Origin of the sequence: Janibacter anophelis NBRC 107843 (assembly GCF_001570945.1) — a bacterium.
Classification (GTDB): Bacteria; Actinomycetota; Actinomycetes; order Actinomycetales; family Dermatophilaceae; genus Janibacter; species Janibacter anophelis.
The window spans coordinates 49,150-61,540 of sequence record NZ_BCSQ01000012.1 but is presented as its reverse complement, the minus strand read 5'-3'; the positions used below and the strand labels follow the sequence as shown (position 1 = coordinate 61,540).

Genomic DNA, 12,391 nt, shown 5'->3' with positions numbered 1-12,391 from the left:
TCAGCCACACCACGTGCTGTGGCTGACCCTCGGAGGTGTAGCCAGCCACAGTTTGTGGGGGGACGTAGGCTGGCGCGCATGCCTGGCCTGGACCTCACCGCGGACGTCGTCACCCTCACCCAGCAGCTGTGCGACATCGAGTCGGTCAGCCACGACGAGGCCGCCATCGCGGACGCGATCGAGGCGGCGCTGACCCCCCTTCGTCATCTGGAGGTGGAGCGCCGGGGCAACACGATCATCGCCCGCACCCACCTCGACCGCGACGAGCGGGTCGTGCTCGCCGGGCACATCGACACCGTGCCCCTCACGACCGACCCGGCCAACCTGCCGACCCGCCGCGAGCAGGTCGGCGGTGTCGACGTGCTGTGGGGTCGGGGGACCGTCGACATGAAGGGGGGCGTCGCCGTCCAGCTCAAGGCCGCGCTCATCGAGGAGCCGAGCCGGGACGTCACCTTCCTCTTCTACGAGGCCGAGGAGGTCGACGCGGTGTACAACGGCCTGCAGCTGCTCGCCGAGTCCGACCCGGACCTGCTCGCCGCCGACTTCGCGGTCCTCCTCGAGCCGACCAACGCCACCGTCGAAGGGGGCTGCAAGGGCACGATGCGCGTCGAGGTCGTCACCAAGGGCATCGCCGCGCACTCCGCCCGCCCGTGGAACGGCCACAACGCCATCCACGACGCCCACGAGGTCCTGGCCGCGCTCGCCGCCCACGAGGAGCAGACCGTCACCGTCGACGGCCTCGACTACCACGAGGCCCTCCAGGCCGTCGGCATCAGCGGTGGCATCGCCGGCAACGTCATCCCCGACAGCTGCAGCGTCCTGATCAACTATCGCTTCTCGCCGGACAAGGACACCGAGACCGCGCTCGCCTACGTCCAGTCCGTCCTGCCCGGTCGCGAGCTGCACCTGCGCGACGTCGCCGAGGGGGCCCGGCCGGGGCTCGACCTGCCCGCGGCGCAGGCCTTCGTCGCCGCCCTCGACGTGCCCGTCGGCCCCAAGGAGGGCTGGACCGACGTCGCCCGCTTCTCCGCGCTGGGCATCCCGGCGGTCAACTTCGGCCCGGGCGACCCCAACCTCGCCCACCACGACGAGGAGCGGTGCCCGGTCGAGCAGATCACCACGGCGGAGCAGGCCGTGCTGCGCTGGCTCGCGTAGGGTCGCGACCGTGACCGACCAGGGGAACCAGCAGCCAGCCAGCGACCGGTGGTACCACAAGGGACCCGTGCTCATGCGCGGCCGCCAGGTGCCCAAGTCGACGACCGACCAGCGACTGCTCGACGACCGTGGGCACGCCGACTGGCTGCACACCGACCCGTGGCGCGTCCTGCGCATCCAGGCGGAGTTCGTCGAGGGCTTCGGCGCGCTCGCCGAGCTCGGCCCGGCCGTGAGCATCTTCGGCAGCGCCCGCACCAAGCCCGACTCCGACGGGTACGCGCAGGGCATCGAGCTGGGGCGCCTCGTCGTCGAGGCCGGGTACGCCGTCATCACGGGCGGCGGCCCCGGTGCGATGGAGGCCGCCAACCGCGGCGCCCGCGAGGCCGGCGGCACGAGCGTGGGCCTGGGCATCGAGCTGCCCTTCGAGGCGGGCCTGAACCCCTACTGCGACCTCGGCATCAACTTCCGCTACTTCTTCGCGCGCAAGACGATGTTCGTCAAGTACAGCGAGGGCTTCGTCGTGCTGCCCGGTGGATTCGGCACGCTCGACGAGGTCTTCGAGGCCGTGACGCTGGCGCAGACGGGCAAGGTCACGAGCTTCCCCATCGTGCTCATCGGCACCAGCTACTGGTCCGGCCTCATCGACTGGCTGCGCGGCTCCGTCCTCGAGGGCGGCATGATCAGCGCCGACGACATCGACCGCCTGTACGTGACCGATGATCTCGTCGAGGCCGTCGAGTACCTCAAGCGCGAGTCGGCGCGGGTGCGCCCCGAGACGCCGAAGCAGCCGGAGTAGCCATGGTCTGGATCCTCTTCGCCCTCGTGGCCGTCCTCGTCGTCATCGTCCTCGCGGCCGTGCTGACGGGGCGGCTCAGCCCCGACCCGATGGCGCCGGCCGTCGGGACGGCCCCGCACCACGGGCTGCCCGAGCGGGACTGGCGGGCAGAGGACATCGACATCGTGCGCTTCGACACCGCGCTGCGCGGCTACCGCATGGACCAGGTCGACGACGTCCTCGACCAGCTCCAGCGTCGCATCGCCGAGCTGGAGGAGCGCGACGTCCCCGGCGAGCGGCGTGATGACGGCACCGACCTCGGCTGACGCCGACACCACCCCCGACGAAGGGGGCGCCGCCCGCCCCCGCCGCTGGCTCACCTCCGAGGGGCGGTCCGAGCTCGCCCGGACGGCGCTGGCGCACCCCGTGCGCGCCCTCCTGGTCATCTACGCGGTCAGTCGCCTCGTCGCGCTCCTCGCCATCTGGGTCGCGGCGCACTACTACCAGTCGCCCGCCGGCGTCGGCCACCTCGAGCCGGGGCTGCCCGACATGTTCCGCCTGTGGGACACCGAGTGGTACCGGCGGATCGTCACCGACGGCTACCCCATCCCCCTTCCCGCCGACCCGGAGTCGGGGGAGATCACGTACAGCGCGTGGGCCTTCTTCCCGCTCTTCCCCGGGCTGGTCCGACTCATCATGTACACCGGCCTCGGCTTCACCGCCTCGGCCGTCGTCCTCAACCTCGTGCTCGGCGCCGTCGCGACCCTGCTCGTGTGGAAGGTGCTGAGCTTTCCCGGCCACGCCGCCAGCCAGCCCGCGCGCGAGCGCCTCGCGTTCGTCGCTGCCGCCCTGTGGTGCTTCTACCCGGCGACGGGGGTGATGCTCCTGCCGTACACCGAGGCGCTCGCCGCGGCCCTCATCGCCGGCGCGCTGCTCATGCTCATGCGCGGCCGCTACCTGGCCGTCGCGGCGATCGCCCTCCTGCTCGGCTTCACCCGCGGGGTCGCCGCGCCGCTCGGTCTGGCCGTGCTCGCCCACCTGTGGCTGCGCTGGCGTGAGGAGCGGGAGAGCGGCACGGCCCCCTTCGCCCACGACCGCATCCGGATCGCCGTCATGTGCCTGGCCACCGGCATCTCCGGGGTCGCGTGGCCGGTGACGGTGGGCTACCTGTCGGGCCTGCCCGACGCCTTCTTCCGGGTGCAGGCGGCGTGGGGCCAGCGCCCCGACCAGGGGCCCTTCGTGCTGTGGTTCAGCTGGGCGTGGGAGCAGCGCGGCCTGCTCGCCGTCGTCGTCATGGTCGCGCTCGTCGCGACCTACCTGGCGCTCGTCATCGGGCGCCACGGGGCGTGGATCCCCCTCGAGGTGCGCATGTGGGCGCTGATGTACCCGCTCTACCTCTTCGCGGTCGTGCGACCGATCACGAGCATGTGGCGCTTCCTGCTGCTCGACTTCCCGCTCGCGGCGTTGGTCGCGTCGGTGACGATGCGCACCTCCACCGGTGGCCGGGTCGTGCGGCACTGGCGTCGGCGCGCGCTGGTCGTCCTCGGCGTGCTCGTGGTCGGGGTGCTGGCGTGGTCGTGCGGGCTGCTGCCGTACGTGCCGTGGCACGTCACGCCGCCGTGATCGGCTGCCCGGTCGTGGTGGAGGAGGCGATTAGGACGACGGGCGCGCGGGGGTGGATAATGGAGGCCAGCGTCGGCGCGAGCGCGCCGCCGACTGGTCAGACACCGGTCGGTTTTGATCGAAGGGAACGCACATGGCGGCAATGAAGCCACGCACGGGGGACGGTCCGCTCGAGGTCGTCAAGGAAGGACGTGGCATCGTCCTGCGCATGCCGCTCGAGGGTGGCGGTCGGCTCGTCGTCGAGATGAAGCCCGACGAGGTGCTCGCCCTCGGCGAGGCCATCGACAACTGCGAGGGCCTGCAGAAGTAACCCACTCGACGAACCCCCGGACACCACCGTCCGGGGGTTCTCGCGTGCCTGCGGTCGGTAGGGTCGGGCCCGTGCCAGACATCGACCTGCTGTCCCCACCGACCACCGACCTCACGAGCGTCCCGGACCTCTCGTCCGCGCTCGCGGACGCGACGGGCGAAGGGGGCATCGACCTCCTCGTCGTCGACGCCGCCCACCTGGCGCCGCTCGCGGAGATGGGTGTGGAGCTGCCGGCAGACGCCGAGGCACTGCTGACCGGCGACGAGCTCGTCGACCTCACCCGGCCCGAGGGCTCCCGGTCCATCGCCCGCGTCGTCGGCGTCGCGACGCCGGCCGACACCGACGCGCTGCGCCGGCTCGGCGCGAGGGTCGGGCGCGCCGGGGCCGGCCTCGCCCGGGTCGTCGTCGCCGCCTCTGCCCCGGACCTGCGGCCGCTCGTCGAGGGCCTCGTCCTCGGCGGCTACCGCTCCGCGCGCCGTGGTCCCGAGGGCCCCGTCGCAGGGCTGGAACCGGCGGGCGCGACCGTCGTCGTGACCGGCGACGCCGCGCTCGACCTCGACCACGTCACGACGGTGACGGCTGCGAGCCTGCTCGCCCGCAACCTGGCCAACACCCCGTCCAACCTCAAGGACCCGCAGTGGATGGTCGAGCGCGCCCGCGAGGTCGCCGAGCGCCGCGGCCTCGAGATGGAGGTCTGGGAGCAGGATCGGCTCGTCGCGGAGGGCTTCGGTGGGCTGCTCGCCGTCGGTGGCGGGTCGACCCGTCCGCCGCGCCTCGTGCGCCTGACCCACGGGACGAAGGGGGACGCCCCGCACGTCGTCCTCGTGGGCAAGGGGATCACCTTCGACACCGGTGGCATCAACGTCAAGCCGGCCGCCGGCATGGTCTCGATGCGCACGGACATGTCCGGCTCGGCCGTCGTGCTCTCGGTCATCGACGCGGTCGCCGCGCTGGAGCTGCCCGTGCACCTGACGGTGCTGCTGCCCTTGGCGGAGAACACCTTCGGTGAGGCCTCGTACCGCCCGAGCGACGTCATCGCCCCGTACGGCGGGCGCCGCACCGTCGAGGTGACCAACACCGACGCCGAGGGCCGCATCGTCCTGGCCGATGCGCTCGCCTACGCCGACGACCACCTCGAGCCCGACGTCCTCGTCGACGTCGCGACCCTGACCGGCGCGGCCCGCGTCGCGCTCGCCCGCAGCATGGCCGCGCTCTTCACCCCCGACGACGCGCTCGCCGGGGAGCTCTCCGAGGCCGGCGCCGCGGTGGGGGAGCCGTACTGGCGGCTGCCGCTGCACGAGGAGTACCGCGAGTACCTGCGCAGCGACGTCGCCGACCTCGACAACGCCCCGGGCAAGGTCGGGGCCGTCACCGCGGCCCTGTTCCTGCAGGAGTTCGTCGGCGAGCGGCGCTGGGCCCACCTGGACATCGCCGGTCCGGGGCGTTCGGATGATGACACGGGGCTCCTCAGCGTCGGAGCCACTGGTTACGGTGCCCGGACACTGCTGTCGTGGCTCACGGGCCCGAGGGGATCATGATGAACGCTGGATACGGACTCGCCGTCCGCTGGTCGCTGACCGACGCGCCGCAGGACGTCGCCGCGCAACTGCGCGAGTACGTCGTCGGCACCTCGATGGCCAACTTCATGTTCCTCGACGGGCTGGCCTTCAAGACCTGGCGCATGGTCGAGGGGCAGTGGTTCGAGGGCACCTACGTCTTCGACGCTGCCAAGGACCGCGACGCCTTCTGCGACGAGTTCACCACCTCGGCGGCCGACTCGGCCGGCAGCCGCATCATCGGCTCCGCGCCGACGGAGATCACGCCCTTCGAGGTCGTCGCGATCGCCGAGGGACCGGCGCAGTTCCGCCGTGGCCCCGGCCCCGGAGTCTCCTGAGGGGTCGCTCAGCGACCGCGACCGCCCGGGTGTCGCTTGACGGCGGCGAAGAGCCCGTCACCCACCGGCAGCAGGCTCGGGACGAGCCGCTCGTCGTCGCGCAGCTGCTTGCCGAGGTCGCGCAGCAGCACGGTCGTGGCGTCACGGACCGCCGGGTCGGCGACCCGGTCGTGCCAGAGCATGTTGTCCATCGCGAGGACGCCACCGGGGCGCAGCAGCCGGATCGCGTGCTCGACGTACGCCGGGTAGCCCTCCTTGTCGGCATCGATGTGGACCAGGTCGTAGGACGCGTCGTTCATCCGCGGTAGCACGTCCAGGGCCCGACCGGTGATGACGCGAGTGCGCTGGGCCGCGACGCCGGCCGCGGCGAAGGACCGCTTCGCCCGCTGCGCGTGCTCGGGCTCGAGCTCGATGGAGGTCAGGACGCCGTCCTCGGGCATCCCGTCGAGCAGCCACAGTCCCGACGTGCCCGCCCCCGTGCCGACCTCGATGACGTGACGGGCGCCGACGGCGGCCGCGAGCAGACGCAGCGCCGCGCCACCACCGGTGCCGATCGGCACGGCCCCGAGCTCGGTCCCGGTGCGTCGGGCCGACTCGAAGGCCTCCTCCTCGGGGACGAACTGCTCGGCGTAGGCGTGGCTGTTGAGCTGGGCGGCGGTCATGGGAGTCCACCCTAGTCCGGCGCCGGCATCACAGGCTTCCTTCAGGTTCGACGTCGACGATGGGTCGGTGAGCAGCGACATCGCGAGCAGCGCCAGCCCCGACGAGTGGGTCCCGCCCACGTGGGCCCAGGTCGTCGAGGAGCACGGCGCGCGCGTCTACCGCCTCGCCTACCGACTGACCGGCGACGTCCACGACGCCGAGGACCTCACCCACGACGTCTTCCTGCGGGTCTTCCGCTCGCTCGACGCCTACACGCCCGGCACCTTCGAGGGCTGGTTGCACCGCATCACGACCAACCTCTTCCTCGATCGCGCCCGCCGCAAGCAGCGGCTGCGCTTCGACGCGCTGACCGACGAGTTCGCCGCGCTCCTGCACAGCGGCACGGCCAGCCCGGAGCAGGTCTACCTCGAGCACCACCTCGACGCCGACGTCCAGCGCGCACTGGACGCCCTGCCGCCGCAGTTCCGTGCCGCCGTCGTCCTGTGCGACATCGAGGGCCTGAGCTACGAAGAGGTCGCCGAGGCGCTCGAGATCAAGCTCGGCACCGTCCGCTCGCGCATCCACCGCGGCCGCGCGCTGCTGCGCGAGAGCCTCAGCCACCGTCGTCCCGCGCCGTCGACGCGCACCGACAGCCGCCGTCGCGGTGGGTCCGGCTTCCCGCTGGCCCGTCCGGTGACCGGCACCCTGTGATCGCGCACCCGCTCGACAAGGCACAATCGAGGTCATGAGCTCTCCGCACCCGGGTGAAGAGCCCCGACCCCAGGACGCGCCCACCGAGTCAGTCGCACCGGAGGCGCCCGGCCCGTACGTTCCGTACGAGAGCTTCGAGCGGTCGCCCGAGCACACCCAGCCGTACGGCGTCGGGTCCTACGGTCAGCAGGCCCACGACGCACCGACCGCGTCGTACGACGCCGGGGGACATGACCCGGGCCGGATGTGGCCGGCCGCACCCGTGGCCAGCGCTGGGCACCCGCAGCAGCTTCCCCCCTTCGCTCCTCCCGCGGCGCGCCGACGTGGCCCGGGGTGGCTCGGGGCGGGCGTCATGACGCTCACCGCGGCTCTGCTCGCCGGTGGCATCGGCGCCGGTGGCGTGGCCCTGCTCGACGGCGAAGGGGGCGGACCGACCATCGTGCAGCGCGACGGCGATCCCGCCCAGCGGCCCGACGGGTCGATCGCGGCGATCGCCGCGGACGCGGTCCCGAGCGTCGTCACGGTGCGGGTGCGCGGTGGCGGCGGGTCCGGCACGGGCTCGGGTTGGGTCTACGACGACCGCGGGCACATCGTCACCAACGACCACGTCGTCGACGGTGCCGGCGAGGGCGGCGAGGTGAGCATCGAGCTGCCTGACGGCACCCGGTACGACGCCGAGGTGGTCGGTCAGGACTCCTCCTACGACCTCGCGGTGCTCAAGGTCGAGGCCGACGACCTCGAGCCGCTTCAGATCGGCGCCTCGGACGACGTGGTGGTCGGCGACGAGGTGGTCGCGGTGGGCTCGCCCCTCGGGCTGGGCTCGACGGTCACCGCCGGCATCGTCTCCGCGCTGGAGCGCCCGGTCTCCGCGGGCGAGGCGGGGGACGAGTCCTTCATCTCCGCGATCCAGACCGACGCGGCGATCAACCCGGGCAACTCCGGCGGGCCGCTGCTCAACGGCGACGGCGACGTCATCGGCGTCAACTCCGCGATCGCCCAGGTGCCGGGTCAGCGCCAGGCGTCGGGATCGATCGGCGTGGGCTTCGCCATCCCGTCGGACGTCGTCGTGCGCACCGTCGACCAGCTCATCGCCACCGGCAAGGCGGTCCACCCGATGATCGGCGTGAGCCTCGACCGTCGCTGGACCGGCGAGGGAGCCAAGGTCCTGGAGGACTCCGACGTCCCCGGCGGGGACGCGGTGGTGCCCGACGGGCCGGCGGACAACGCCGGCATCGAGCCGGGCGACCTCATCACCGAGATGGACGGTCGCCGCATCACCGACCTCGACCAGCTGATCACCCGGATCCGAGCCAAGGCCGTGGGCGATAAGGTCACCCTGAAGGTCCGCAGGGACGGCAAGGAGCAGGAGCTGACGATGACGCTCGAAGCGGCGAAGGAGAACTGAGCGATGCCGCTGCACGGGACCGAGTTCCTCGTCCTCATCGTCCTCGCCTTCATCATCCTCGGTCCCAAGCAGCTGCCGGAGTACGCCGCGAAGCTGGCCCGATTCATCGTCCGGCTGCGCCGCATGGCCAATGACGCCAAGGTGCAGCTCAAGGAGCAGATGGGGCCCGAGTACGACGACCTCGACTGGCGCCAGTACGACCCGCGCCAGTACGACCCGCGGCGCATCGTCAAGCAGGCGCTCATGGAGCCCCTGGAGGACGCCTTCTCGATCGACGACAAGCCGGCGAAGGGAGCTGCCGCCGTCGGCGCTGCCGCGGCGGCGGCCGGCGCGGTCGCCGCGAGTGGCGCTGCGGCCGACCCGTCCGGGGCCGCGCTGGCCGGGACGCCCTGGGACCGCGAGGCCACCTGACCTCCTGAGACTGCATTGCCCTGGGGCAATGCAGTCCTTTGACGTCAAGACTCTGCATTTCCCCGGGAAAATGCGCTCGCTCGACGTCACGACGTGAGCACGCCCGGGACTTGGAGAACGACGAGACCGCGCATCTCCCCCGGGGAAATGCGCGGTCTCGTCGTTCGGTCGGGGAGGCCCGGGTCAGCGACCCATCGGGGTCAGGCCCAGGCTGCGGCCGGCGAGGCCACGCGAGCGGGTCGCCAGGCCACGGGCGATGCCGCGCAGCGCCACGGCTGCCGGGCCGTCCGGGTTGGACAGCACCGCCGGGTCGCCCTGGTCCGAGCCCTCGCGCAGCGAGACGTCGAGCGGGATCTGACCGAGCAGCGGCACGTCGGCACCCACGGTGCGGGTGAGCGAGTCGGCGACCGACTGCCCGCCACCGGAGCCGAAGAGCTCCTGCCGGGAGCCGTCGGGCAGCTCGAGCCAGGACATGTTCTCGATGACGCCGACGAGGCGCTGGTGGGTCTGCATCGCGATCGAGCCGGCCCGCTCGGCGACCTCGGCGGCGGCCTGCTGCGGGGTCGTCACGACGAGGATCTCGCTGTTGGGGATCAGCTGCGCGATGGAGATCGCGATGTCACCGGTGCCCGGGGGCAGGTCGAGCAGGAGGACGTCGAGGTCGCCCCAGAAGACGTCCCCGAGGAACTGCTGCAGCGCGCGGTGCAGCATCGGCCCGCGCCAGACGACCGGCTGGTTGCCGGGGACGAACATGCCGATCGAGATGACCTTCACGTCCGAGGCGATCGGCGGCAGGATCATGTCGTCGACCTGCGTCGGCGGGTGCGTCACGCCGAGCATGCGGGGGATGGAGAAGCCGTAGATGTCGGCGTCGACGACCCCGACCTTGAGCCCCTCCGCGGCCAGTGCCGCGGCGAGGTTGGCGGTGATGGAGGACTTGCCGACGCCGCCCTTGCCCGAAGCGATCGCGTAGACGCGCGTCAGCGAGCCCGGCTTGGCGAAGGGGATCTCCTTTTCCGCCTGGCCACCGCGCAGGTGCGTCTTGAGCTCGGCGCGCTGCTCGTCGTTCATCACGCCCAGGGTCACCTTGACGTCGGTGACGCCCTCGATGCCCTGCAGCGCCTTGGTCGTGTCGGCCGTGAGGGTGTCCTTCATCGGACACCCGGAGACGGTCAGCAGGATCGTGGCGGAGGCGACCCCGTCGGCGTCGACGGCGGCGGACTCGACCATCCCGAGCTCGGTGATGGGGCGACGGATCTCGGGGTCGATGACCGTCTCGAGCGCGGCGCGCAGCTGCTCGTCGGTGATCGTGGGGTGTGGAGCCATTGCTCCATGGTAGGTCGGCGCCCGCCGCCTGCCGAACCCGGTCGTCGTGCGCCTCGTGTGGAGAGACCTCGACGACGTCGGGCGGGTCAAACGCCCTCAGGCGGCGGACGCCACATGACCGGGATGTCCGGGACGGGCCGGCTTGGACGTGCTGGGCCGGGTCGTGAGCCGGCCCGCGATGGATGTCCCGGCCAGACCCAGTTTTCCCGGCCAGACCCGGATATCCCGGCCCGGTCCGGTTGTCCCGGACCCGCGTGCACCGACGCGAAGGGGGGCGCCCCCTTCGCCCACCTCGTCACCGGGCTGGTCCGGGCTCCTCGGTCTCGTCCTCGTCGCCCCGCTCCGGAGCCGGATCACGACGCTCGAGCTCCTCGAGCAGGTCGCGCAGCTCGCTGCGGATGAAGTCGCGCGTCGCGGTCTCCCGCAGCGCCAACCGCAGGGCCGCCACCTCACGGGTGAGGTACTCGGTGTCGGCGAGGGCTCGCTCGGCCTGCACCCGGTCCTGCTCCAGGGCGACCCGGTCGCGGTCGTCCTGCCGGTTCTGCGCGAGCAGGATGAGCGGCGCGGCGTAGGAGGCCTGCAGGGAGAGGATGAGCGTCAGCAGCGTGTAGTTGAGCGAGCGCGGGTCGAACTGCGCGCTCTCGGGCGCGAAGGTGTTCCACGCCAACCACAGGACGACGAAGATCGACATCCAGATGAGGAAGCGCGGCGTGCCCATGAAGCGCGCGAACCGCTCAGACGCGACACCGAAGGTCTCGGTCGACAGGCCCGACGGCCTGCGGATCAGCTGCCGGCGCACCTCCTGAGGGGTGTCGACGCGGCTCTGGCGACGCTCACTCATCGGTCACCTCGTGCCTCTCCTCGCGCCAGTCCTCGGGGAGGATGTGGTCGAGGACGTCGTCGACCGTCACCACGCCGAGCAAGCGCTCGCCCTCGTCGACGACGGGCGCCGAGATGAGGTTGTAGGTCGCGAGCGTGCGCGTCACCTGGCCGAGCGGTGCCTCGGGGCGAAGGGGGTCGATCGCCTTGTCGAGGTAGCGCCCGATGCTCTCGTGCGGGGGCTCGCGCAGCAGCCGCTGGATGTGGATCATCCCGAGGTACTTGCCCGTGGGTGTCTCGAGCGGGGGCCGGCAGACGTAGACAGTGGCGGCCAGCGCCGCGGTGATCTCCTCGCGACGCACGACGGCCAGGGCCTCGGCGACGGTGTCCTCGGGCGCGAGGACGACCGGCTCGGTCGTCATGAGACCGCCGGCAGTGTTTTCGTCGTAGCTGAGCAGGCGGCGGAGCGGCTCGGCGTCGTCGGGCTGCATGAGCTGCAGCAGCGTTTCGGCGCGGTCGGGCGGCAGCGCGGCGAGCAGGTCCGCGGCGTCGTCGGGGTCCATGGCCTCGAGCACGTCGGCGGCGCGTGACTGGGTGAGCAGGCCGATGATCTCGCCTTGGTCGTCGTCACCGAGCTCCTGGATGATGTCGGCCAGCCGGTCGTCGTCGAGGGCGGCGATGACGGCCTCGCGTCGCTCGGGCGCCAGGTCGATGACGACCTCCGCGAGGTCGGCGACCTTGAGGTCCTCGACGGACTCGAGGAGCTTGACCGCGGAGTGCTCGGCGGCGCTCACGGACGCGGACAGGCCGGTGACGTCCTCGACGGGCACGGTGAAGGTCTCGCCGCGACGACGCACGAGCAGCCCACGGCGGGACTGGCGACCCCCACGGACGAAGACCTTGGTCACCGACCAGTTGCGGTTGGCGGACTGCTCGACGCCGATGTCCTCGACGGTCGCCTCGATCTGACCGTCGTCGGTGCGCACCGTGACCGGGCGCTCGAGCAGGTCGGCGAGCACGAGGGTCTCGGTGGCGCGCTGCTCGAAGCGGCGCATGTTGACCAGGCCGGTCGTGATGACCTGACCGCCCTCGACGGAGGTCACCCGGGTCATGGGGACGAAGACGCGCCGCCGACCCGGGACCTCGACGACGAGGCCGATGACCCGCGGGCGCCGCGAGGGGGAAAAGGTGACGACCACGTCGCGCACCCGCCCCACCTGGTCGCCGAGCGGGTCGAAGACGTTGAGGCTCGCCAGACGGGCGACGAAGAACCGGGTGGGAGCGCTCACCCTCACAGACTAACCATGGGAGTGGCCCCTG

Annotated in this window: 14 protein-coding genes; 10 read left to right on the top strand and 4 right to left on the bottom strand. The window is 72.1% G+C overall.

Features of this window, described 5'->3' with window-relative positions; genetic code table 11:
• The first annotated feature begins 78 nt into the window (after nucleotides 1-78).
• The 7 genes from dapE (at nucleotide 79) to JAN01S_RS04840 (ending at nucleotide 5,757) form a co-directional block, all read left to right on the top strand.
• Nucleotides 79-1,155 (top strand): succinyl-diaminopimelate desuccinylase, encoded by a 1,077-nt coding sequence (gene dapE / locus JAN01S_RS04865; RefSeq protein WP_068314506.1) that lies wholly within the window; start codon nucleotides 79-81, stop codon nucleotides 1,153-1,155.
• 10 nt (nucleotides 1,156-1,165) lie between these two features.
• Nucleotides 1,166-1,951 (top strand): LOG family protein, encoded by a 786-nt coding sequence (locus JAN01S_RS04860; protein ID WP_068314503.1) that lies wholly within the window; start codon nucleotides 1,166-1,168, stop codon nucleotides 1,949-1,951.
• Between the two features lie 2 nt (nucleotides 1,952-1,953).
• Nucleotides 1,954-2,256 carry a DivIVA domain-containing protein gene (locus tag JAN01S_RS04855; RefSeq protein ID WP_068314500.1) on the top strand — a complete coding sequence of 101 codons (303 nt, stop codon included), beginning with the start codon at nucleotides 1,954-1,956 and terminating at the stop codon, nucleotides 2,254-2,256.
• On the top strand, nucleotides 2,234-3,553 hold the full coding sequence (locus tag JAN01S_RS04850; protein ID WP_244884753.1) for a putative hexosyltransferase: 1,320 nt from the start codon (nucleotides 2,234-2,236) through the stop codon (nucleotides 3,551-3,553). Before JAN01S_RS04855 ends, JAN01S_RS04850 begins: the two co-directional genes overlap by 23 nt.
• Before the next feature lie 133 nt (nucleotides 3,554-3,686).
• On the top strand, nucleotides 3,687-3,863 hold the full coding sequence (locus JAN01S_RS16545) for a DUF3117 domain-containing protein (protein WP_007923758.1): 177 nt from the start codon (nucleotides 3,687-3,689) through the stop codon (nucleotides 3,861-3,863).
• Between the two features lie 71 nt (nucleotides 3,864-3,934).
• Entirely contained in the window at nucleotides 3,935-5,401 is a 1,467-nt protein-coding gene (locus JAN01S_RS04845) for a leucyl aminopeptidase family protein (RefSeq protein ID WP_068314496.1), read from the top strand.
• On the top strand, nucleotides 5,374-5,757 hold the full coding sequence (locus tag JAN01S_RS04840; RefSeq protein WP_240312325.1) for a hypothetical protein: 384 nt from the start codon (nucleotides 5,374-5,376) through the stop codon (nucleotides 5,755-5,757). Before JAN01S_RS04845 ends, JAN01S_RS04840 begins: the two co-directional genes overlap by 28 nt.
• Nucleotides 5,758-5,765: 8 nt before the next feature.
• Here JAN01S_RS04840 and JAN01S_RS04835 read toward each other — a convergent pair whose 3' ends face one another.
• On the bottom strand, nucleotides 5,766-6,419 hold the full coding sequence (locus JAN01S_RS04835; protein WP_068314492.1) for an O-methyltransferase: 654 nt from the start codon (nucleotides 6,417-6,419) through the stop codon (nucleotides 5,766-5,768).
• A gap of 67 nt (nucleotides 6,420-6,486) precedes the next feature.
• On the opposite strand from JAN01S_RS04835, the gene sigE reads away from it, so the two are divergent.
• Genes sigE through JAN01S_RS04820 form a run of 3 tightly spaced genes read left to right on the top strand, consistent with a single transcriptional unit; the run spans nucleotide 6,487 to nucleotide 8,926 of the window.
• Nucleotides 6,487-7,110: an RNA polymerase sigma factor SigE gene (gene sigE, locus JAN01S_RS04830; RefSeq protein ID WP_068314491.1), complete on the top strand. Its 624-nt coding sequence runs from the start codon at nucleotides 6,487-6,489 to the stop codon at nucleotides 7,108-7,110.
• 34 nt (nucleotides 7,111-7,144) lie between these two features.
• The gene (locus JAN01S_RS04825; protein WP_068314490.1) at nucleotides 7,145-8,515 is read left to right on the top strand and encodes a S1C family serine protease; all 1,371 of its coding nucleotides are present in this window, start codon (nucleotides 7,145-7,147) and stop codon (nucleotides 8,513-8,515) included.
• A 3-nt stretch (nucleotides 8,516-8,518) separates the two neighbouring features.
• The gene (locus tag JAN01S_RS04820; RefSeq protein ID WP_068314488.1) at nucleotides 8,519-8,926 is read left to right on the top strand and encodes a twin-arginine translocase TatA/TatE family subunit; all 408 of its coding nucleotides are present in this window, start codon (nucleotides 8,519-8,521) and stop codon (nucleotides 8,924-8,926) included.
• Nucleotides 8,927-9,109: 183 nt separating this feature from the next.
• On the opposite strand, the gene JAN01S_RS04815 is transcribed toward JAN01S_RS04820, so the two are convergent.
• The 3 genes from JAN01S_RS04815 to JAN01S_RS04805 all read right to left on the bottom strand — a co-directional run bounded on the left by JAN01S_RS04815 (nucleotide 9,110) and on the right by JAN01S_RS04805 (nucleotide 12,360).
• Nucleotides 9,110-10,252, bottom strand: a complete 1,143-nt coding sequence (locus JAN01S_RS04815) for an Mrp/NBP35 family ATP-binding protein (RefSeq protein ID WP_068314485.1) — start codon at nucleotides 10,250-10,252, stop codon at nucleotides 9,110-9,112.
• Between the two features lie 295 nt (nucleotides 10,253-10,547).
• Complete coding sequence (locus tag JAN01S_RS04810; protein WP_068314481.1) at nucleotides 10,548-11,093, bottom strand: DUF1003 domain-containing protein; 546 nt, start codon at nucleotides 11,091-11,093, stop codon at nucleotides 10,548-10,550.
• A complete protein-coding gene (locus JAN01S_RS04805; RefSeq protein WP_068314479.1) occupies nucleotides 11,086-12,360 on the bottom strand; it encodes a magnesium transporter MgtE N-terminal domain-containing protein in 1,275 nt (424 codons plus the stop codon). The genes JAN01S_RS04810 and JAN01S_RS04805 overlap by 8 nt, the downstream gene beginning before the upstream one ends.
• Nucleotides 12,361-12,391 lie beyond the last annotated feature (31 nt).